At 45.6% G+C, this 22262-nt stretch carries 19 protein-coding genes; all 19 read right to left on the bottom strand.

What is annotated here, in order from left to right; all coding sequences use genetic code 11:
* Positions 1-224: 224 nt before the first annotated feature.
* Positions 225-1019, bottom strand: a complete 795-nt coding sequence (locus K8S19_00770; protein MCD4812217.1) for an outer membrane lipoprotein-sorting protein — start codon at positions 1017-1019, stop codon at positions 225-227.
* Entirely contained in the window at positions 1016-3697 is a 2682-nt protein-coding gene (locus K8S19_00765; protein ID MCD4812216.1) for an MMPL family transporter, read from the bottom strand. Before K8S19_00765 ends, K8S19_00770 begins: the two co-directional genes overlap by 4 nt.
* Complete coding sequence (locus K8S19_00760; protein MCD4812215.1) at positions 3690-4367, bottom strand: TetR/AcrR family transcriptional regulator; 678 nt, start codon at positions 4365-4367, stop codon at positions 3690-3692. Before K8S19_00760 ends, K8S19_00765 begins: the two co-directional genes overlap by 8 nt.
* A gap of 340 nt (positions 4368-4707) precedes the next feature.
* Positions 4708-5655 (bottom strand): tRNA-dihydrouridine synthase family protein, encoded by a 948-nt coding sequence (locus K8S19_00755; protein MCD4812214.1) that lies wholly within the window; start codon positions 5653-5655, stop codon positions 4708-4710.
* Between the two features lie 33 nt (positions 5656-5688).
* Positions 5689-7392, bottom strand: a complete 1704-nt coding sequence (locus K8S19_00750; protein MCD4812213.1) for an NAD+ synthase — start codon at positions 7390-7392, stop codon at positions 5689-5691.
* A gap of 180 nt (positions 7393-7572) precedes the next feature.
* The gene (locus K8S19_00745; GenBank protein ID MCD4812212.1) at positions 7573-8892 is read right to left on the bottom strand and encodes a transglycosylase SLT domain-containing protein; all 1320 of its coding nucleotides are present in this window, start codon (positions 8890-8892) and stop codon (positions 7573-7575) included.
* Positions 8893-8999: 107 nt separating this feature from the next.
* Complete coding sequence (locus tag K8S19_00740) at positions 9000-9764, bottom strand: hypothetical protein (protein ID MCD4812211.1); 765 nt, start codon at positions 9762-9764, stop codon at positions 9000-9002.
* A 13-nt stretch (positions 9765-9777) separates the two neighbouring features.
* On the bottom strand, positions 9778-10398 hold the full coding sequence (locus tag K8S19_00735) for a hypothetical protein (protein MCD4812210.1): 621 nt from the start codon (positions 10396-10398) through the stop codon (positions 9778-9780).
* An 85-nt stretch (positions 10399-10483) separates the two neighbouring features.
* Positions 10484-11266 carry a GTP cyclohydrolase FolE2 gene (folE2, locus tag K8S19_00730; protein ID MCD4812209.1) on the bottom strand — a complete coding sequence of 261 codons (783 nt, stop codon included), beginning with the start codon at positions 11264-11266 and terminating at the stop codon, positions 10484-10486.
* Positions 11267-11283: 17 nt separating this feature from the next.
* Positions 11284-12222 (bottom strand): alpha/beta hydrolase, encoded by a 939-nt coding sequence (locus tag K8S19_00725; protein MCD4812208.1) that lies wholly within the window; start codon positions 12220-12222, stop codon positions 11284-11286.
* An 855-nt stretch (positions 12223-13077) separates the two neighbouring features.
* Positions 13078-13926, bottom strand: coding sequence for a zinc ABC transporter substrate-binding protein (locus K8S19_00720; protein MCD4812207.1), 849 nt, complete (start codon positions 13924-13926; stop codon positions 13078-13080).
* 34 nt (positions 13927-13960) lie between these two features.
* Positions 13961-15067 carry a glycosyltransferase family 4 protein gene (locus K8S19_00715; protein MCD4812206.1) on the bottom strand — a complete coding sequence of 369 codons (1107 nt, stop codon included), beginning with the start codon at positions 15065-15067 and terminating at the stop codon, positions 13961-13963.
* Between the two features lie 225 nt (positions 15068-15292).
* Entirely contained in the window at positions 15293-16105 is an 813-nt protein-coding gene (locus K8S19_00710) for an archaemetzincin (protein ID MCD4812205.1), read from the bottom strand.
* A 93-nt stretch (positions 16106-16198) separates the two neighbouring features.
* Positions 16199-16558: a sulfite exporter TauE/SafE family protein gene (locus tag K8S19_00705; protein ID MCD4812204.1), complete on the bottom strand. Its 360-nt coding sequence runs from the start codon at positions 16556-16558 to the stop codon at positions 16199-16201.
* 161 nt (positions 16559-16719) lie between these two features.
* Complete coding sequence (locus K8S19_00700) at positions 16720-17289, bottom strand: hypothetical protein (protein MCD4812203.1); 570 nt, start codon at positions 17287-17289, stop codon at positions 16720-16722.
* Between the two features lie 410 nt (positions 17290-17699).
* Positions 17700-19472, bottom strand: a complete 1773-nt coding sequence (locus tag K8S19_00695) for a methyl-accepting chemotaxis protein (protein ID MCD4812202.1) — start codon at positions 19470-19472, stop codon at positions 17700-17702.
* A 73-nt stretch (positions 19473-19545) separates the two neighbouring features.
* A complete protein-coding gene (locus K8S19_00690) occupies positions 19546-21450 on the bottom strand; it encodes a chloride channel protein (GenBank protein MCD4812201.1) in 1905 nt (634 codons plus the stop codon).
* On the bottom strand, positions 21425-21664 hold the full coding sequence (locus K8S19_00685; GenBank protein MCD4812200.1) for a zinc ribbon domain-containing protein: 240 nt from the start codon (positions 21662-21664) through the stop codon (positions 21425-21427). Before K8S19_00685 ends, K8S19_00690 begins: the two co-directional genes overlap by 26 nt.
* Positions 21665-21886: 222 nt before the next feature.
* Positions 21887-22252 carry a hypothetical protein gene (locus K8S19_00680; protein ID MCD4812199.1) on the bottom strand — a complete coding sequence of 122 codons (366 nt, stop codon included), beginning with the start codon at positions 22250-22252 and terminating at the stop codon, positions 21887-21889.
* Positions 22253-22262: the final 10 nt, after the last annotated feature.

Below are 22262 nucleotides of genomic sequence, written 5' to 3'. Positions count from 1 at the left end.
TTCACAAAGCACCCTGTTGTTAAGCCGGTTGGAATGATTATTTTAAAAGAAAAACCGGCACTGTCAACGCACAACCAAACAAGCTTCGACGATATAACCCACGATGACTATACCCTTATTGCCAGTGAGTTTTTTTTCTTTTAAAATAATCATTCCAACCGGCTTTATCACATACGGTATTACTTAATTCGGACAAGAGTGTTTTCAAATCCGTGTAATCGCCTTTACCTTTTTTTCAAATTCCGTTCTGTAAATAATGCATCTCTTAATTCAAGATCATATTCAATTTCAAGTATCTTCATCACGGTCTCTGAATTTTCTTTTAAATTTGTCATCGCATAGCGCATCGGGGTTAGATGTCCGTCAATATTTTTAACCTCGCTTAAAATAAGACGTTTGAAGGGTTTCTCACCTTTGTCCCAATAGTCAACCCGCAACATCACAAATGTCGCTTGATCAATCCAGGTTTGAATTTTTGCGTAAGACGGCCCCGCCGGCGTGGGAATCAGTTCTAAGTGAAAACATTTCTTTTTTGCTTGTTTAACAATACCCAGCAATTCCCCGGTGTATTTCCTCGCCATTGTCCCGCTGGCCATATCTTCGTAAGTAAAATCCGAACCCATCACTTTTTTCTTTTTGGCATGCGAGGCAATTTTACGCACCCGGTCTGTGCGCGGCGAATAATACCAGATGTCATTACCATCATTGAGCATGAGCATGGATTCACCTTTCACGCGTGCGGGTTTGATATAACGGGTCAATTGTTTGTCCTGGCCATCTTTTGAGAAGGCTTCCGAAACCAACGTGCGTTCCGCACCACTTGTCGTGATAATAATGGTCTCCATAATTCCTTTGCTCGAATCACTCTTGGCCACGGCATCCGCTTTATCAAGAATTTTTTCTGCTGTCAGGCCATTTTTCAAATCTGCATCAACTCCCGGCTTTGCAAGGACGGGTTTCAAACCCGTCCTTACAAAAAAAGCCGCGAACAGGATAAGCAAAACATTATTTATTTTCATGATCTTTTCCGCCTCTCGATTAATTTTAAAATTGCCGGAATCAGAGTGATCGAAATAATAAAACACCAGCTCACCCCAAAAACGGTAATCCATCCCATGTGCCCAAATCCTTGGTATTTGGCAGTGATTAAAGATCCAAAACCCAGCATGGTTGTGGCAGTGGTTAAAAAAATCGCCTTACCGGTCGATGCGACTACAACCGGCTGGCTGCCCGGCCCCTCGATCCGATAACGATTCACCAGATGAATACCATCATCAATACCGATCCCTACAATCAACGGGAGCATCATGACACTCACAATCGAAAGCGGCATACCGATCCATCCCATCGTACCAAACATAAATATGTAACCAAAAACCACAGGAATCAATGCCAATAGTGTATGCTCAACACTCCTAAACGTAATCAATAACAGGACAACAATCACTATGGATGCGATGATAAGCGCCATTTTACCTTTCTCACTTGAAATGGCAATCAATTCCTTAAATATCGTTGGCATCCCGGTAGCCTGAGGCGCAATCAACTGAACATCATCAATAAAACTGGTATCATTCATATGCTTATAGACATTTTTCCTGGAATACGCCTGAACAGCATACAATTTCTCATCACTGCTCAAAAAACGATCCCGGGTATCCGGGCGGATTTCTTCCAATGATATGGAATTGGAATTCGCCATAGAAGTAATCGTATTTTTCATGTGCTTAAAAAAACTTTGAGATAACCCGGATAGATTTTGTTTATCCACTTGGCGGATATTTTTCGCAGCTTTTTTGAGTCGATTTATGTTTTTCTGATTTCCTTCAGTATCCAACCCTGTAATGAAATCACATTGCTTCGTGACCTTGGTAAGCCCACTCAAATAGGCCAACTGCCCGATCTCAACAATATTATCGGAGAGACGCTCGATCTGCTTGGCGAATTCCATAGTATTCATCCGGACAGCATAGTTTGTTTGCTTGACCGTATTGTAAATACTGTCCACATACGGTTTCCGCTGTGATTGCGATTTTTCTGAGGGCAAATAGCGGGCCAGAGAATCTGCCTGACCCACCGTAGTCAGGTCATCCAAGGCATACATTTTCTTTTCTGCGGCTTCCAATGAATCGGTTGTAAACATCAATGCATCTGCGGAAAGATCAAAGCGTTCCTCCATGATATCATAAAGTTCAACCGACTCGAGTCCTTTGGCCTCAACGTTCAAAAAATTATGATCAAACTTGAGCTTGCTCACTCCCCACAGCATCAAAGCGGTGGCTATCAACACCACGATGATGGTTCTCCAGGGACGATTGTATGCCACTGCAGCACTCTGGTTGAGAAACGTGAATTGAGCGGAAAAAGGTGTGACATTTTTCCCGCGAGCAACTTTTTTTTGTAAATGCCGTTCCCGTAAAACCATAATCGCGGGTAAAAGGACCAGGGTCACAAACATACAGGCCAAAATACCCAGTCCCATAGTCACGCCAAACTCTACCATGGCAGGAAAATCAGATAATATCATGGAGAAAAAAACCAGGGATGTCGTGATGGCACCCAGCACGATACCCCGGCCACTGGTACGATAAACATACATAATGGCGGCATGCGCACCCTTGCCTTCCACCCGCGCTTCAAAAAAGCTGCTCAGAAAATGCATAAGATAATCCACACCTAGTCCAATTAACAAAACAGCGCTCATCGCGCTAAACATCGTAAGTTTCCCAATCAACAGACCTGCCAGACCATAATCCCAGATAATGCCGATGACCAAAATAAGCATGGCTAAAAGCGGTGCGGTCCACATGCGAAATGTGATGATAAACAAAGCTGTGATAATCAACAATGCCCCTAAAGTTAAGATCATGCTGTCTTCCTGCGCGGTTTTCATTTCATCTTTCATGATCACACTCATACCGGTCAGCCCAATCCATATCCCGGCATTTTCCTGCTTGAGGGTATCAATCACTGCCTGCATATCCAACACACCCGCATAGGCGAGGTCGGTATCATCTGCGGTAAAAGTCGGCGCAATAATTAACATCGCCATTTTGCGATCAGATGATAAAAAATATTTCTCCCCAATCGTGAGACGTTCTACCAGCATTTCCATGTCGCCATCTAAAACGTTTCCCGTGTTGGATAAACGCGAGAGTGTATCTGCCAAAACACCCAGAGCATTGATCTGTGAAGCAATCTGTGCTTCATCCTTTTTCATATTCCCGGAATCCTCGATATATTCCCGCTCAAAATCATCATTGAGCGCTGTCAACCACGGAAGTAGGTTGGGATCGGCCAGCATACTCTGCATGCGTTTTAGATCTTTAGCCTTGGAAAGCATCAGACCATGTTTTCGGATAAAATCAAGATCCACTGTATAATCAATTCGCTTGACCCATTTACCCAGCGTTTTTAAACGAGCCGCAGTTTCTTCTGTCATGGCGATAACGTCTTCCTCTGTCGGCGCCTCAACCACGACCATGATCATATCCGTGGTACCAAAGGTCTTCACCAAATGACGGTACTCCTTCACAAATGCTTCTTTTTGGGGCATCATATCCATCCAGGTCATGGCCAGTTTCAATTGGCCGGCCTGCCATATAAAAAACAGTGTCAATAAAAATGCACCACCAATGATCCACCAGGGTTTGGCCACTGAAAAATCCACAAATTTTGAGTATAGTCTTTTAAACATTATTGCTCGCCTCCTTCGGATTTTCCTCGTCCCTGGACACGGTCTGTTCAGGACGCAATCCCTTGAACAGAAGATTCATCACCACCTCTGTCATGGCATGAGGATTAACCGGTTCCACAAAAATATGCTGCATAATCATCCCGTCAATAAATCCCACCAATAATCTTGCCAAACGATGGGTATCTGCCGGACGCATCAGCTTAGCTTGCACCGTCTGATTAAACAATTTCTCTAAAATACATATAGTGGATTTATACAGCGAACCGACAGCCGCATGCATTTCTTCTGCAAAATCCCCTTGGGTCTCGCCGATTACAGAATAAAAAATATTGTACAGCTCCTGGTGATGCACAACTTTTTCCAGCCAATTATAAATGATACTGCGTAATTTTTCATGCAGCGTACCGGATTTTCCAACCTCTGCTTCAAGTTGCTCAACCCAGTCAGTGTGAATCTGAGAAATAATTGCCTTAAATAATTCTTCCTTGCTTTTAAAATACCAATAAAGTGTTCCGCGCCCCATATCCGCTGCCTGGGCAATTTGAGTGATTGTACTCCTATGGTATCCATTGCTACCGAAAACTTTAACTGCGGCAAAAATGATTTTTTGCTTTTGCATTTCCTTCTCTTCCTCAGTAACAGCGATCTTTTTTCCTGCTTCCTGAACCATAATAACGCCTCCAACATTTCCGTTCTCGAACGCCAAGTCTATTCAATGTTTAATAAATCTTATAACAGACCGAACGTTCAGTCTATTATAAGTATCCACCTATATTGTCAATTTGTCAAATCAGTTTACCTTTAAAAACTCCAAAGGTACCTGGCACTTTGGGGTACATCATTTTTTGTAGGGAATGGTCAGCTTGCCGGGCGAATGCCGGGCGACCATTCCCTACTGAGTTTGATCAATACCCAGGAGCATCCAGTTCTCTGCAGTGCTCTAACTATTTTAATATCAACAAATTTTGGTGCCTGGCACCACATGGCCTGTGGCTGGCCCGAGCGGGTAACTAAAAGTTATTTTTCATGAGGAAATCGGTGGCAACTTCAATAATACTCTCTGAATCCCGCAAACCCTGTATTTTACCCCAAAACCAGTGCGGAACCGGCATTCCTTCTGCAAAATACTCACAAAAAGTCTTTAATTCCGATCTTCTTTTGGGATGAGATACTTCTTCCCCCATCAGGTCAATCAGTTCGTGAAATATCATGGCTTTACTTGAATAAAAAGGCTTTTTTTCATGGATCAGATTAAAAATATCCGGATTTGCAACCGCACCCCTGCCAATCATAATGCCGTCACACTGAGTTTGCTCCAGCATCCTCTTTGCATCTGCCGCAGTAAGAATATCACCATTCCCAATCACAGGAATACTTACCATGGCTTTTACCTCTGCGATCCATTCCCACTTGGCAGGCCGGGTAAATATTTTTTCCGGTGTACGCGGATGCACAATCAGAGCATCAATACCCTGCTCCTCAATCATTTTTAAAAACAGTCCCGCTTCTTTGATGCTTGACCATGCATTTCTAATTTTAACTGTGAAGGGTTTCAGCGTCTGCTTGCGCATGGCAGCCAACACTTTGGAGGTCGCATTGAAATCCTGAAGCATGGCTGCGCCCCATCCATGCCGCATAATCGCCGTGCGCGAGCACCCCATGTTTAAATCATACCCCAAAGGATTAAACGATTGCTCCAGTCGTCTAATTGATGCCGTCAGTTGATCCGCCTGGTTCCCTAACAATTGAATCATCAGGTTGGATTCATTCTCAAAACCGCGAAACAGCGGGACGCTGTCCTTTTCTATCGGAACACGCCGGGCATTGAGCATTTCTGAGTAAAAAAGATGACACCCGCCTGCCCGGCGGACGAGTTCCCGAAATGCCCATCCGGATAAATCCATCATAGGTGCCAACAGAAGTAAAGGTTGATCTGTTTTTTTTCTTAGTTTAAACATAGTGAATACCTGAACAGACAGAGCGATCGCCCATCAAGACAAGGGTTCAGTAGGATCAAATCGATTGGTGATTGGAATACGTCGATCTCGTCCAAATGCTTTTGGCGTAATTTTCACCCCGGGTGCAGCCTGGCGCCGCTTGTACTCGCTTTTATCAATCATGCGGATGGTTTGAAATACAATGGCTGCATCCAGTCCGGTTTCCACCATGGTTTCCGCATCCAAATCCTCTTCAACATACCCGCGTACGATTTCATCCAGGATTGCATAGGGTGGCAGACTATCCTCATCTTTTTGGCCGGTACGCAACTCCGCAGTCGGCGCACGCGTAATCGTACTTTGCGGGATTACATCATCCTGACTGGTTTCATTCATAAACTTTGCCACCTGGTAAACATCTTTTTTCAGCACATCTTTGATCACCGCAAAACCACCTGCCATATCCCCATAAAGCGTACAATACCCAACAGCAGTCTCACTTTTATTTCCCGTCGTCAGTACCAGCCATCCAAACCGGTTCGAGAGTGCCATTAAAATATTTCCCCTTATTCTCGCCTGAAGATTTTCATTCTCAATCCCCGGCTTTCCAGGCCCAAAGACTTCCTTCAGTTCCTGCTGGTAGCCCGTTAAAATCCGCTGAATCGGTACTGTCAGCAAGCGCATCCCCAACCGTTTTGCTGCCAGCACGGCATCATTCTTGGTTTCAAACGAAGAAAACTCAGAAGGCATGGTGACACCCATCACATTTTCGGCGCCCAATGCCTTACAAGCAATGGCCGCTGTCAAAGCCGAATCAATACCACCGCTCAATCCCAAGACTACTTTTTTAAATCCGTTTTTCAATACATAATCACGCGTCCCCAAAACCAGGGCCGAAGTCATTTCCTCAATTCTGGATAAAACCGGAGCACAGCTGTCGGCCGCCTTGCCGGCCCGGCTGTTCTCAGAATCAGACACGCTCACCTTGGCAGGTAACCGGTCTGCCTGCCCCGGTTTTGGATCTATTTCCATTGTCACGGATACCAAGGCTTCCACAAATTGAGGTGCACTGGCTTTTAAGGTCCCGCCGGAATCGAAAAACATGCTGCCGCCGTCAAAAACCAGTTCATCCTGCCCACCCACCAAATTAACATAAGCAATGGCGGCTTGCGCCCGTTTGGCCAAACTCGCCAGCATGCTTCTTCTCTCATGGGTTTTCCCGGTGTGAAAGGGTGACGCAGATAAATTTAAAATCAAATCAGCTTTTTGCTCCACGAGAAATTTTTCGACCTCACCTTGTAAAATCCATATATCCTCACAAATCGTAACCATGGTTCGTATACCATGATAATCCAGGATCAAGGGGTGTCGACCCGCTGAAAAATACCTTTTTTCATCAAAAACGCCGTAATTGGGGAGCTCTACCTTCCGGTAGCTGCCAACAATTTCCCCATCATGAAAAATGGCGGCAGCATTGTAAATTTTCTCTTTCTCTTTTTCAACAAATCCCACAACCGCTGTCAGTTGACGGGTCGCGGGTGCCAAACTATCTAAATAATGCCGCGTTGCTTCTAAAAATACCGGCTGATGCAGCAAATCTTCCGGCGGGTACCCGCAAAGCGCCATTTCAGGAAAAACCACCAGACCGGATCCTTGGCAACGCGCCTGTTCAAGCCGGGCAATAATACTGGAAGCATTCTGCTTAAGATCACCCATGATTGGATTGGTTTGCGCCAATGTGCAGTGTATTGTTCTCATTTCAACCGCCCTTCATCCCGGCATATCCTAGGAGCTTGAGCATTTAGTCGAATTATTTGTATTTTGCCGTCATACCGGCGGAAGCCGGTATCCAGGAATCTGAATTTCAAAGCTTTTTCTGAACCACGGTTTTCACCGGGGTGACGAACAATACCAAAAACAAACTAAATGCTCAGACTCCTAGCGGGTTCTGTAAATCCTCAATTTTTTCCCGGAATGAATATATTTGCTTTTCCGTACACTGGGATTCCAGCGTTTGATTTTCGCTATGGTAGTATGATGCTTTTTAGCAATAAGATAGAGGGAATCACCCGGTTTGATTTTATAAACAAAATAGACCCCTTTAAATTTACGCCGTGCCATCTCTTCCGGACTAAGATACTTTCTATCTTCCGAAATAGCCGCAAACCCGGTAGAAAATGATTCTAAACTTCCTTTGGGCAGCCGCAATCCATACGCTTCCGGCCCGGGCGGGGTGCATCCTTTGGTTAATTCTGTATTCATGTCGGCAATCACGGTTACCGAAACCCCGATCGCTTCAGCCACAATCTTAAAATCAACACTCCCGGGAACCGTAACCTCATCACAGCTTTCTTCGTCTTCATACTCCGGATTGAATCCATAAAGATGCGGTTCTTGGGCAATAATCAAGGTCGCATAAAATTTCGGAACATAGGACTCGGTTTCAGGCGGCAGCGCCAGTTTCCAATAATCCCGTACACCCTGGGCTTTAATGGCACGACCGATCCTTCCTGAACCCGCATTATAAGCGGCCAGTGCCAGGTCCCAATCACTAAATTCCCTGTAGAGTGATTTCAAATGCTGAATGGCCGCCCGCGCCGCTTTTTCCGGATCACGCCGTTCATCAACCCAAAAGTTTTTTTTCAGACCCACCATCTCTGCCGTACTTTGTATGAACTGAAACAAGCCCACTGCTTGTTTATGCGAGCGGTTGCGGGGATTGAATCCGGATTCCACCAATGCCAGATACACCAGGTCCCCGGGCAAGCCCGCCTCAATAAACATCTGACGAAGACGCAGAACATACCGGCCGGACCGCCGTAACCAACGGGAAAATCCCTTGCGACCATGTTTTAAATACACATCAATCTGACGCTCTATCCTGGCGTTATAAGGGATTGACATCGTAAACATTTCAGGATCAATTTCCACCGAACTTGTGTGCAATATCCAGTTGAGTCGCACTGTAAGCAGGCTTACTTGAGAGGTTAAAGATGCATAGCGTTTGCCGTCACCGTTTTGAGGTGATTGCGCGCTATAGAGCACGCGGGCCGCACGAACAATGGCCAGCTCTGCGCCTGCCCAATCGCCGGCGTCATAACTTTCCAATGCCAGGTCAACTTCCAGCTGCGCCGCATCCAACAACGCACTTGTCAGCCGAACACCCTCGCCGGCCTGCACCACGTGTACCGGTGGCGCGCCGGCACAACCGGACAGCAGGACCATTCCAATTATCAGCACAACCATTTGATTCTGCATACAACGTCTCATTCCCTCTTTTGAAAATAAATATTCCATCAGATCAGGACACAAGCCCCGACTGGAATAACTATTGATCCGCAGGACACTTTTCAGCCTGTAGATTTTTATCCCAGTGTATGAAATACAGCTTCCCGTGATTTGGTTTGGACAATCGCAAAATGACCGTCAGCCAATGAACCGGGATTCACAACCACCGTACTGCCCAATTCATTAACCTGAGGAACTGCAAAGGACGAACCGCAAAAAAGAAACGAAGGCGCTACTGTCGTCACAATCTCATTGACCAATCGGCTTCCTTTTTGCATCCCGGCTTCTTCTTCAACATGAATAATCGGTGCTGAATGAAAAATCAGAATGCGCGACGGATTAATATAGCGCATCCGCCGAGTTCCAAATAAAGTTTCCTGACGAGGATACTGTAGAACAAAATAGTCCTCTTTTTCATGCTCCGTCAATTCCCCGCCAAACCCGGCCACGACATACTCATCCAATTTAACCGTATTTTCGTGGAGTAAAAGAAGATTGTCCGATAAGAAAACGGCCTGCTGCATAAACATAAAATAACGTTCCTCGGGCGCGTCCAAACTACCGGGAATAATCAGGCTGGGAATTCCCAACGAATCAACCAGGGCACAAAATTTTCGATAAATCCTGAGATCTTCCAGCGCTTCTTCCAAAATATCAGTCTTATTCCGGTTGGGAACCCGGCCGGTATGCTTCGCACTCGCCCATTCATCAACCCGCGCCCGCCCATGGACAATATTGCCGCAAAAACAAAGTACATCCGGCTTAAGAACCGCACATTGTTTTACCAGTGCTTGCAGATTTTCCAGTTCACCACGCAAATCCGACAGAAGTAAAATCTGCATGCAACCTCCCGAACTATACCGGTGAGAGAATCCGGCGATCAGTCAATAATTCAATACCGCTCCGCGTCTTCATCAAGCCACTATGGCTGCCGCTCCATTTAACCCGAAGTTTTTTCGCTTGTGCACCTGCACCGACAAGTACTTTTCCTTTGGTCCCGGCAAAAACATAACGATTTTTATCCACCTTATAATTTACCAGCAACATAACCGAACTACCCTTGGAAACCTTGGGTTGACCGAAAAACTGAACTGCATAACCCAATTGATCCTCAAAATAGGTATTCTTATTTCTGCTGACAACAAAATCTTCAACTTTTCCGGCAAAACGTTCCACCCGGTTTACAATCGCATAAGTCTTGGCTTTCTTCTGTGTCAAATTTTCTTTAACCAACAGCTTAAAACCCAACTTGATTTGATCCCAGTACCGAAACACCAAATCTTCAATCGTCTCAACCCAGATTTTAATCGTGCCATCGTTTTTAACCCAGCCTTTAAGATAATTATCGTAGCCTGCCGGATTCAATCCTGCATGGTCAATAATTTCCTGATGACTTTTTTCACTGATATAGGTGTGACTTTGTAAATCCACCAGAAATTTCATTTCCTTGGTTTTATCGCCACCGCTCCAACTCATGAATTCCCCTCCTCAATACTGCAATTTGTTACTTAAAATTATAGCGCAAGCATTTACATGCTGCAATGGTAAACTCATACCCTCCCTATGCAGACGTACGCTTGCCTTCAATAAACGCATAAGCATTGTGATTGTGAATACTTTCCATATTCTCGCTCTCCACCGTAAACCAGGTAATCCGTGTATCCGCATGGAGACGCCCGGCAATTTCTCTGACAATATCCTCGACAAAGGCAGGATTGTCGTAGGCGCGTTCGGTGACATATTTTTCATCTTCCCGCTTGAGCAATGCAAAAAGATCACAGACCGCACATTCCTCGACCAATGTAATCAAATCTTCAATCCAGACCAACGTTGTCATCCGTATGGAAACCGTCACCAAAGACCGCTGATTATGTGCCCCGCGATTACTAATCTCCTTGGAGCAGGGACATAGGGTTGTCACCGGAACACGTACGGTTAAAGCCAATTCATTGTCTCCGTTCCGGTGTTGACTGGCTACCATGGTGCAGGTGTATTCCATCAGACTGACGGCCTTGGAAACGGGTGCCTGTTTTTCAATAAAATAGGGGAAAGACAGTTCCAGATAAGCGGCTTCCGAATGCAGGGTTTCGCGAATTTTCTTAAGAATTTCATCAATTTTCTCAATATTAATTTCCCGTTGATAATCATTGAGTATCTCGACGAACCGGCTCATATGGGTTCCACGAAACTGTTCCGGCAAATGAACATATACATTGATATCGGCAACCGTATGTTGAACTTTGTGCGCTTTATCCAAAACAGAAATCGGATATTTTATATTACGTATACCGACCTTATCAATTTCAAGATTGCGGGTATCTTTTTCACTTTGAACATCACGCATGATTTTTCTCTTTTCCATCAGTAGGCATCATCAATTTTTTTCGATTTTTGCGTAAAAAACAGTTTAATCATTTCATAAACCGCATCAGGATTTTCTTCCTGGGGTAAATGCCCTTGCCCTTCAAGAACCTTCATCTCGGACCGGCCCAGGCTTCGCAAAAGACGTTGACCCGCTGTTGCCGGAAGCACGCGGTCATGACTTCCCCATAGAATAAGCGTTTCTGTCGCATACCGTTCCTCGTATGGAAGATAATCAAAATCCATCCGACTCCGGTGCAATGCAAGAAAACCTTGTCTTCCGTTTTGGGTTCCCAAAATACGCGCGTACCGCTCCACAATTTGGTGCCAACCCGCATCTCCTGCGTGCCATGATCGTTTAAGCAAATCACGAATAAACTGCCGGTCCAACCTCACGGTTGACCAGAGCTCACCCAAAATCGGAAAATGCCAAATTTTACTCATCACCCGGGCAGAAGTTCCAACTGATGAATCCGGTGCTATCAGAACAACCTTCTCCACCATCTGCGGAAAAAGTGCGGCGGTTACAATCGCAACACCCCCGCCAAAATCATGTCCTACCAAATCAACTTTTTGAACACCAATTCGATCCAAAAAAAGCTTGATGAGAACTGCCAGCGATTCCGGGGTGGGTGCTTCACTTAACTTTTTACCGGAGAGACCTGCCCCGGGAAAATCCATTGTGATAAAACGATATCCTTCAAATGGCCGACTGGCAATCGCAGAGAACGATTCTGAATGATAGGGGAAACCATGTAAAAATAAAACCGTCTTACCTTTGCCTCTGGCAATTGTATACAGCTTTTTCCCGTCCAGATTGATATATTCTCCCCGCACCGGAAAAACAGCCTTCGATGAATAAAAACGTATTCCATGCAGCGTTCCAAACAAAAACAATACAAACAGTGCTAAAACAGTTACGACTCTTTGCAGTTTCATAATAAACCCGGCACGCTCCTTAACATGGATTGATGCTATCAAAATCCCTTCGAGTCTGTCAAACGCTTTACCCCACAATTCAAAACAGAATGACAAATATCGGTCTTTTGTTTACAATACTCTTTAATGAAACCTCTTCGTACTTTTCAATTCAAATTATTTTTCTTCGGTGTGCTGTTTTCTTGTCTGCATGCCCTTCCGCTCCAGGCTTATTGGGAGCACGGATCTATTTCCCAAACAACCAAGCTCCCGTCGGACCGGCCGGCCCACCGGACCGCAAGCTTCCTATTTGACGACAACGGCCTTTACCCAGGCAAAATTTATTTCCCCGGCAACAGCACCTTGACCATTACGGTTTGCAATGTGGCGTCGTATACAATCCATGTCCGCAGGCCGGACACTTCAAGCAAAATTATGATTCTCCCCGGGAGAAAAAAAACAATTCCTTTCGGAAAAATGACCACCGGCACACACATTTTTTTTATTGATGCAGCGCCAATCCACACGCCGGATACTCAGCCTGCTCCCGGGCATGCTAAAATCCCAACCCTCATGAAATGTTTCCTCCATGCAACCCAATGGCCGGGAACCCCAACACCCTACCGCACATCTGTCGTTTGGCATCAAGGCGCCTTTTATCCCCCGATCCTCTGGATTCCCGCCGGCAAGCCGGTAAATATTTTTTGCGTCGGTATGTCCGGCGCACCCGGCGTACGATTAAACCATGATGATTACTCTTTACAATTTATCCCTGGTAAAATCACGCTTACGGAAATCCCCGCTTCAGCGGGTAAGCGCATCACGTTTCCCGCCGGGGACACCCAGCCACCCTTCATACTCCGTTTCCGGTAAAAATCAATGCCATTCCACCGCTTGCAGTAATGCCTGGGTGTTGTTTTTAATCAGATCTTCCCAGCTGTAATGTTCCCCATCCATGCCGATCACAGGAAACCCGTCCAAAACAACGGTTTCGCCGGCAATGGCTTCAGCAATTTTTCCGATCATTTCCACACCGCTATTTTGATGATCGCCGACCACCAACCAGACATCCATCGCCACAGCCGTATTCTTCATTTTTTTTAAATGCAAGGCATTTAGTGCCTTGGTCTCATCAAACGTCGCAACAACTTTCAGACCCAGCCATTTCAAGTAATGCGCCTGGCGTTTCCCGGAAATACAGGTCAATCCCATGAGCTTACTTTTTCTTGATTTGGCCAGCAACAGATTTTCCGTCGCTTTGACCATTTCAAGCAGTTGGTCATACTGTTCCTGCATATAGGTTGTATACTCCGGATAATACTGCGCAAGACTCTTCTGCATCTCGCGTGCAGCACTTAAAAAATCTTCCGGAACAATCAAATTCATTTTCCCGCGCATCGGATTTTTTTTTGCATGCTGTTTTTCAAAATGATCCATCGCTCGGGCCATCCAGGTCTGAAAAGGATGGTAATAAAACAACGTCGAGCGTTCCAACGCCGCCACCTGCTCATCGTCCAACGAAACCGGTTCGCGGGGATTATTTTCCGGTCCCAGGATCAATAGACAATCGACCTCATCTCCCAGCAACGCACCTACCAGTGATGCCAAAAAACTGTTACTGCAGCTCACACTGCCCTTACCGGCAGCGCTGTCGCTTCCCGCAATCAAACCCAGACAGAAAGTCAAATATAAAATTTGTGTGAATTTTCGAGAAAAACGAGGCATGGCAACAGCTCCTTTCCATCCCGCACGGGTCGTTCTAGCCGGCGGACAAAACACGTCGAAAAACATCCGCAACTGATTTTGCCATCAAATCAAGATTGAATTTTTCTAAAACAATTTCCCGTCCCGCCTTGCCCATGGCAAGCCGCTCGGAATCTGTTGTCATTAATTTTTCCAGTTTTTCCGCCATCACGGTATTATTGTTGTACGGATAAAGGTAACCACATTTCCCTGATTCGATAATTTCCGGAACACCGCCGGTATCCGGGCCGATCACAGGACGTTCCATGGCCATCGCCTCCACCACCACCATGCCAAGCGACTCAAATTCAGATGCATTGGCCAAAATATCAAACGTATGCATCACTGCCGGCATATCCGTACGATACCCGGTAAAATGGACACGCGCAGCAAGCCCAAGATGTTCCAGCTTACTTTTTAATTCAGCGGCATATTTTTCTTCATTTTCGCCGACCGCTTTACCCACGAGTACAAAATGCCAATCAGGATGGCGAAACGCAATTTTTGAAAATGCCTCCAAAATATGATGCGGTCCTTTCCCCCGATTTAAGCGGCCTACGTATCCTAAAATAGGTTTCCCGGCAGGTACACCAAACGTACTCCGCAAATCTTCCTGATGCACTTGTTCAGGATTCCATTGTTTTTCCAGTTCGATCCCATTATAAATGGTTTCAATTCGTCGCGCCGGCACTCGAACTGTTTTTTCAATATTTTTTGCCACCAAATCGGAAATAGCAATCACAAAAGGCGTATTTCGATAGACCCAACGGTGAAAGACATCATGCTTATCTTCCGTTGCATAGACGTGTTTGGTGAGAATAACAGGAATGTTACCCGCTAATTTAGACGCCAAAATTAAATTGGAGAGATCCTTCGACCAATGTGCATGAATAATTTGTATGCGCTCTTTTTTCAGAAAGCGAACCAAGGATATAATATCCGCAGGATCAAAATACCATTTCATGTTGGTTAAGATGACCGGCAATTGCCATGTAAGCGAAAGACGTTCCACCAAGGTCCCCGGCCGGCACATCACCCACGTTGGATGCCCCTGGGCAATAAGTTTGCGCGCAAGCACCGGAACATCAATTTCCCGACCGCCCACACCGGGTGACGAGATCATTTGGAGATTCCGAATGGGTGACGTCATAAATAAAATAAATGCAAGCCGTGCAAATTCAATTTCCCCGTTCTAAAGAGCAGGGATTTGGATATGATCTGTAAAAAATCATGATTACTCTTCCGCAGTTCGTTTCTCAAACAAACTACCCCCAGCTTAACATGCTTTCCAATAATGCTTTCCCGCTCATGTCACGTAGTCAAAACCGGGGAATTCACGGCGAGCATACTAAGCATCCTTTATTTTGGAATCCGCGTCCAGTGGTTCCTCAGGCCCGGAAGCTTCAGTATGCATGGCCGCCTCTTCAGCTGCCACCGGCCCTTCCGGCTCTAACATTTCAGCTGCAACTTCAGTCTCATCCTCGACCGTTTTTCCCGGATGGATCTCAGGGCTCACCTCATTGACAAGCTGTTGTTCCTCCGGACCCCCGCTGGGTTGTTCATCCACGTCATCGGCCACCATTTTTTTATCATTCCCGGATTTCCCGGGCTGTAAAACGCGTTCCATTTTTATTTTACAAGCATCACAAAATGTCTGTTCTTTCCCATCCAAGCGCCAAAGTGACGTGGTGGGTAATAAAATACATTTTTTCATAATGCAGGGTTGTAATCCCAATGTCATTCCAACCTGGAAAATGGATTCGGTCACCGCCCGGCGCAAAAACAACTCCAAGTTAGCCGATTTTTTATAATACTCCTCGCGCAATCGCGATAGCGCAACCAGCGCGACCCTGTTCTCGGGTTTGTGCAAACCAAAGATAAAGTTTTTTTCTCCGCTAAACATATCCGCATCCACAACACCTAAAACCGAGACCAAACTTTCCCGTTTTCTTGCCTTCACCAGTGCCGTCAGGCTTTCCGCATTAAATTGCCGGCGTTCATCACTGTACATCTCCATCCCGGGTTCTTCGGAACGCCCGATATGAACATGATATTTATAGGTTTTTCGCAGTGCAACTGCAATTTCACTAAGAATATCCACCAAAACTTTCCCGACCGGAACAATTAATATTTCCTTTCTTTGTTCCCGTGATTTGTCCATGTTGTCATCCTCCTTGCGATACAATTCCATGATTGATATTTTACCACAACTACATGCCGCGTGTTTGTTATTTTAATAAACCAGTCGTCTTGCTCATGGACGAAAAAACATTTTTGCTCCCACCAGAATCAAAAGCAGGCCAAAAGCTCTGCGCAATACCACCGGCGGTACATTTGCAATCAACTTTGCACCGATGAACCCCCCGATTAGAAATCCCAAACAAATCCACGCAGCCGCCACCCAGTCAGCCTGCCCATGTCGCCAATATTCCCAGGCGGCAAAAAAACCGATTGGCGGGAGCATTAGCAGCAGCGTTGTTCCTTGCGCCATTTTCTGATCCATACCGCCAATATACACCAGGATGGGAATAATAAGAATCGCACCGCCAATCCCCAGTGCGCCGCTGGCAATCCCGGCCAGTAAACCAACAAGAATCATCCCGCCAACAAACATATCCGCTCCTTACCCGCCCGGCAATCACTTTAGAAGATGCAAAAATTATTACGATTCCATAGGCAGCGCCCCATCACCGTGTGTGCCTATCAGACAAAATCTTTGGCAGGTTAATTAATCAGAATTGAGCGACACTTGAAAACCCGCGCAGCCGCGACCGCCTACTTATTCAACTTGGCAATCCTGCGTTCTTCATTTCTTCTTTCTAAATTTCTCCGGTCACGAATACGCCGCTCCATACTGACATGCACCAGGGTATTTCTCCGATCATCAAAGCGCCGTTCTAAATCACGCCTTTCATTTGCCCGACGATCATGAAGAATAAGCAGTGTTTTAGGACGAATGGCGCGAAAAATCAAATAATTGGCACTGGTGGAAACAGCCATGAGTATCAAGTCGCCATTTTCCACTCCTTGTTTTTTAAACCATTCTTTCAAACCAAAACCAACCGGCCAAAAACGCTGACGCTTAAAGACTTTTCCCTTTTTCCCTTTGGCTTTACGCTGGCGGCATCTAAAAGTAACTGGTTCTTCAAATTTCCCATTGACATCAATCATCACCACATGGAGCAACTCATCATCAATATGACAGCGGGGCGGGATATCCATATTCGAGAGATTGAGATAGCCGTCACCGACTTCGGTCATCGAAAGCCGATTTTCATAAACGCTTTCCGACTCCACAACTTCACGAAAAATAACCCGATTCCATAATTCTTTCACTTTATGCATCTCATCACTCCTCGTCAGGTATTTTGCGTTGATTTCTTATTCAACTTCCCCATTCTAATCCGGCACCCGGCCTTCGCCCCCACATACGCGGGGCAAGCTGGACACGGTCCGCCGGACAAAAAAACAAACGATCAAGGAAGTCCCGTTCTCCCATTATCTGTCCAGTCGAAAAATTTGGATATAATCTGTAGAAAACCATTATAACTGTCCCGCTTCAGCCCCACCGGGGAATTCGCGACCAGCATATTAAACATAATAATCACAGTTACGGTTAAAATCAAGAAAAATCAAGAATTGTGAAACTTCCCCGGACATGCAACCGAAAAAAATTCCATACGATCCCCAAACCGACCGGGGCGGAGCCACCGACATTATTAGGTAAAAGCGTTTTCCTTCCGACTATCCATCGTTCAATCAATCTTAAATTCTACAACCAGTTTACGAATATTTTGAGCGTCTTCACTTAGTTTTTGAATTGCGGTTGTAATCTGTTCAAAAGACACTGTCTGTTCCTCGACCGAAGCCGCTACAGACTGGGCTGCTACAAAATTGCCTTTCACCAGCTGCTTAACATTCTCAACCTGCGTGATCATCTCTTTAAGAGAATCAGATTGCATGACCAAACTCGAAGAAATATCTTCGGCCACACCCGCTGAATGCTCGGCACTTTGCATAATAGTGCCCAGAGCATTTCTTGCTTCATTAATCATCTCGGAACCCTGCCCGACAACCTCGGCACCCTGACGGGTTGCCTCACTGGTACCTTTAACTTCCGCCTGAATTTTTCCTATCAAATCCTGAATCCGCTCGGAAGCACCCCCGGAATCCTCTGCCAACTTCCGAACCTCTTCCGCTACCACGGAAAACCCCCGACCAGCTTCTCCTGCTCGAGCCGCTTCGATAGCGGCATTCAATGAAAGTAAATTGGTCTGCGATGCAATTTTTCTAATCGATTCTACAAATTCTCCGATGCCGCTCAAGGACTCATTCAACCGACCCATCCGTTCTTCTATCAAATTCATTTTATCGGAAATACCATTAATCATCGCAACTGTTTCGGTCACCGTCTGACCGCTCTCCCGGGAAACTCTTTCAGTTTCAGCTGAAACCTGGTAGGCATCCTGAGATTTTTGAGTTGTTTGTAAAAGCAATGTAAGAATTTGTTCAATGGTATTATGGGTGGTAGTCGATTCGGTTTCCTGAAGTTCCAAATCACTGGTAACACCCTGAACAGTCGAATTGACGCTATCCGCATTGGCGCTCAGCTCTTCAGCAGTGGATGATATCTCCTCCAAAGAAACATTCATTTTACCAACCAATTTCGAAGTTTCTTTCACAATCCGGGAAATATTATCAATAAACTCATTAAAATAAACCGCCATTTCACCGAACTCATCTTCACGATCAAGCGTCAACCGCTGCGTAAGATCACCGCCCTTTGAAGCAATATCCTTCATGCGGGCAATAAATTGATGAATTGGCGTCAGCAGAAAATTTATAAAATAAAAACCAAATACCGTCCCCGCGACTAAAGCCAACAGGCTAATAATAAACAATTGAAAAATAATTTTCCGTTCAACCATTTCCAGGCGGTTTAAAGACATGCCGACATGCACAATACCAACAGTACTGCTTTCCTGTTCATCCAAATCACCGCTTAGGTCCGTTTCTTCCCCAAATCCCTCTAAAAAAGCAAGCTCCTGATTCACCACAGTATCTGCGGCCAATGCGTTTTTTTTAATGCCCACAATATGATTGTACGCCTTCTTGCCGTCCGGCAACCGAATCTTGGCGGCATTCACAGCATGACTTGCCGGCAGTTTCTTCAATGTCTCTCTAAGGAATTCAAAGTCAACCGTACCATTTTCCGCCAGCACATTGCCCTGCCCATCCATAATCAGAACCCACATTAAATCACTCTCGCGCATAAGACTATCTACCAAGGTGAACAAAGCATCACGGTCCTGATCGCTCAAAATATTTTGACAATTGAGTGCAAAATTTCTCGTAAGCGATTTCCCGCGTTCAGCAAATTCCTGAGTAATATGCCATTTTTGCTGAAGATAACTTGGAATCACAAACACCAAACTCAGACTAAAAACAAACACATAAATAAAAATAAAAACGGACCGTTTGATGCTCTTGCTCTTTAAAGAACTGAGATAGTGCAATAGTTTATTCATTAACAATATCGGCTCCCGTCAAATTGGGTAATTGGTTTGTTTTTATCCCAGCCTATCCACACGACTTCTCAAACTACAAAAACCCTCCACGCTTCCCCATCTCCGCACCCGGCGTTTTAAAACTTTCCAACTTACTGTTATACGCGATCATAACATCATTTTTTGACAAAACACCCATAAGTTTTTTTGTTTTTTCGTCCAAGACCAACAGTTCGCTCAAATTATACTGGGCGAACTTGGTAATTGCACTATGTAAATTCTCATCCGGTGTTATAAAAGGGAACCGCATTTTCGCAACATCAGCTGCAATGATCAAATTCAAATCAAGTTCACCTTCAAATAATACGTCTCTTAAATCCTGGAAATAAATAACCCCTAAAACAACCTCGTTTTGATCAACCACCGGCACAATATCCTGTTCGCTTCCGCTGGTCTTTTTCAGCATATCCGTCAATGTAGTAACGGCACGTACCGAGACCGGTTTAACGGACAATGCCTTGGTACTGCGGGTCGACAAACCATCCAAAAAATCAGTGATAAAATCACCCCGGTGGGCCGGCGAATCAATGGTGGCATTAACCTGTTTTTCATAGAGTGAAAAATTCCGGGTAAAAAGAACGGTAATGGTTGAGACCAGCATCATCGGCACCAGCAAACCATAACCGGCTGTCATCTCGGATACCATAATGATACTGGCGAGCGGTACCTTGGCCACCCCGGCAAAAAAACCGCCCATTCCCACCACCACCAACGCGGTTGAATCAGGCATGAAATTTCCCGGAAACCATCCTGTAAAGAGCGTTCCCACCGCACCACCTAACATAGCGCCAATAAACAGTGATGGCGCAAAAACACCCCCGGATCCGCCGGAACTGATACTAAACGATGTGGCGATAATCTTCCCAAAAACCAGCAGAAACATCAAACCCATACTCAATTGATGAGACATGGCTTGCTGCATGATATCATAACCACCGCCCCAGACCTGTGGCAGGAACACAAATAATCCGCCAAGCATTAATCCGCCGATGGCAGGTTTAAGCCATTTAGGGATTTTCATAGGCGAATAAACATGATCCCTGAATCCATAAAAAATCTTCACGTAAAACATCCCCACCAAGGCACATATTATTCCCAGAATGGCATAAATCAATAATTCTTCCGCACGCTCAAACCGTAATTGAGGAATAACAAACAGTTGTTCCCGGCCTACCAAACGGGTGTAAAGCGAGTAGGCAGTCAACGAAGAAATAACCCCGGGAATCAGCGCTTCGGTCTCCAATTCGTGATTCCGGTACAATACTTCTGTGGTGAAAATCGCACCGCCCAGCGGCGCCTGAAAAATTGCAGAAATACCGGCAGCCGCTCCCGCCAGCACCATCAACCTTCTATCCTTCACCGAAACCCGCATCCATCGTCCCAACAAAGAACCAAAACCAGCCCCGATCTGTGCGATCGGACCTTCCCGGCCCGCGCTGCCGCCGCTGCCAATAATGGCTGCCGACGCAATGGTTTTTACAATGGGAACCCGGCCGCGAATCAAACCACGACCACGATGAAAGCTATTAATCACACCATCTGTCCCATGACCTTCGGCTTCCGGTGCCCAGAGATATACCAAAATTCCTGAAATGAGTCCCCCGCAAAATGGAATCAGGGGAACCAGCCACCACCAGGAATAAGAGAGCAAAGAGCGATATTGGCCGGGCTGCATAGCTGCATGGGGAATGATTTTAAGCAGGGCATGATCCGTAAAAACAGTTTTGGAAAAATTAAGCAGCAGCATAAATACCCAAGCACCCAGACCGCCGACAACACCAATCAAAATACCGATAAAAAGCCACTTGCCGATAATATTTAATTCAAAATGATCTACAATCCGTTTGATTTTTTTTCCGAACCAAACCTTCAATACGTCTCCTCTTTCTTCCGGCACACTACGCACCAACCAATCATGAAACAGAACAACTTCCATCACCGCAACATCCGCCGCCACAATTGCCCGAGTTTATTTCATTCCCATCCTTAAACCGGACCGGCGCTCCCTTAATCGACACACCCGGCGCGGTAAAAACCCGTTCGCCGGTAACGTGACAGGTTGGGCAAGTCTCTAAACGCGCAGCCTCTGCCATGGGTTTATCCACTTCATATTGCTTGCTGCATTTTGAACAAAAATAAACATACCGTGCCATGGAACCACTCCTTGCCGGACCTCTACCCGGTCCGTTTTAATTAATATCGGTTAAGAAAAGATAAGTTCCGGCTTACGACATGCCGGGATAAACTCCAGCCGGTATCCAGGAAGTATCTTTGCTTATACTACAATGTTTTTCTGAATTCCGGCTAAAACCACGCCGGAATGACGAACCCATAAAAAATAAATACACGCTTCCGCAACAGAAACTGTACAACCTTCACCGATTTTTTTGATTACCCGAAAGAATAACACGTCGGGTTAAAACAAAAAAAATACCCAATAAACCTAACGGAATACCAATAACAGCTCCGCTCATCAGTGGTTCACCACGAAACAGCGATGTGATGGTTAACAAACCGCCCATAAGGACCATGGCGGAGCCGTAGGGTATGGGTGCCCGCCTTGCCATAAGAACCAAAAACAACATGGCCGTACCCGGCAATAGGCTTATCAAATACTGCCACCAGGCTGCCGGTGTTCCCACCACGGACAAAAAACCAAAAAGAACCCAAAAGGAACCAATAAACACACCGCTCCCCATTAATAACAGCAACTGCCAGGGTTGTTCATTTCGTATTACCATTATCTTTTCC

This window comes from bacterium, from assembly GCA_021108215.1.
In the GTDB taxonomy this organism is placed as follows: Bacteria; Oederibacteriota; JAAXVQ01; order JAAXVQ01; family JAUVAV01; genus JAIORK01.
This window is presented reverse-complemented; position numbering and strand designations above follow the sequence as displayed.

Coding starts and splice junctions, on each gene's coding strand:
- K8S19_00740 (MCD4812211.1), bottom strand. CDS start 9,764: ATGCAGATTTTACTTCTGTCGGATTTGCGTGGTGAACTGGAAAATCTG.
- K8S19_00725 (MCD4812208.1), bottom strand. CDS start 12,222: ATGAAACTGCAAAGAGTCGTAACTGTTTTAGCACTGTTTGTATTGTTT.
- K8S19_00715 (MCD4812206.1), bottom strand. CDS start 15,067: ATGATCTCGTCACCCGGTGTGGGCGGTCGGGAAATTGATGTTCCGGTG.
- K8S19_00750 (MCD4812213.1), bottom strand. CDS start 7,392: ATGAGAACAATACACTGCACATTGGCGCAAACCAATCCAATCATGGGT.
- K8S19_00760 (MCD4812215.1), bottom strand. CDS start 4,367: ATGGTTCAGGAAGCAGGAAAAAAGATCGCTGTTACTGAGGAAGAGAAG.
- K8S19_00710 (MCD4812205.1), bottom strand. CDS start 16,105: ATGGACAAATCACGGGAACAAAGAAAGGAAATATTAATTGTTCCGGTC.
- K8S19_00695 (MCD4812202.1), bottom strand. CDS start 19,472: ATGAATAAACTATTGCACTATCTCAGTTCTTTAAAGAGCAAGAGCATC.
- folE2 (MCD4812209.1), bottom strand. CDS start 11,266: ATGCGTGATGTTCAAAGTGAAAAAGATACCCGCAATCTTGAAATTGAT.
- K8S19_00765 (MCD4812216.1), bottom strand. CDS start 3,697: ATGTTTAAAAGACTATACTCAAAATTTGTGGATTTTTCAGTGGCCAAA.
- K8S19_00745 (MCD4812212.1), bottom strand. CDS start 8,892: ATGCAGAATCAAATGGTTGTGCTGATAATTGGAATGGTCCTGCTGTCC.
- K8S19_00770 (MCD4812217.1), bottom strand. CDS start 1,019: ATGAAAATAAATAATGTTTTGCTTATCCTGTTCGCGGCTTTTTTTGTA.
- K8S19_00700 (MCD4812203.1), bottom strand. CDS start 17,289: ATGCATAAAGTGAAAGAATTATGGAATCGGGTTATTTTTCGTGAAGTT.
- K8S19_00685 (MCD4812200.1), bottom strand. CDS start 21,664: ATGGCACGGTATGTTTATTTTTGTTCAAAATGCAGCAAGCAATATGAA.
- K8S19_00680 (MCD4812199.1), bottom strand. CDS start 22,252: ATGGTAATACGAAATGAACAACCCTGGCAGTTGCTGTTATTAATGGGG.
- K8S19_00705 (MCD4812204.1), bottom strand. CDS start 16,558: ATGTTTGTTGGCGGGATGATTCTTGTTGGTTTACTGGCCGGGATTGCC.
- K8S19_00755 (MCD4812214.1), bottom strand. CDS start 5,655: ATGTTTAAACTAAGAAAAAAAACAGATCAACCTTTACTTCTGTTGGCA.
- K8S19_00735 (MCD4812210.1), bottom strand. CDS start 10,398: ATGAGTTGGAGCGGTGGCGATAAAACCAAGGAAATGAAATTTCTGGTG.
- K8S19_00720 (MCD4812207.1), bottom strand. CDS start 13,926: ATGCCTCGTTTTTCTCGAAAATTCACACAAATTTTATATTTGACTTTC.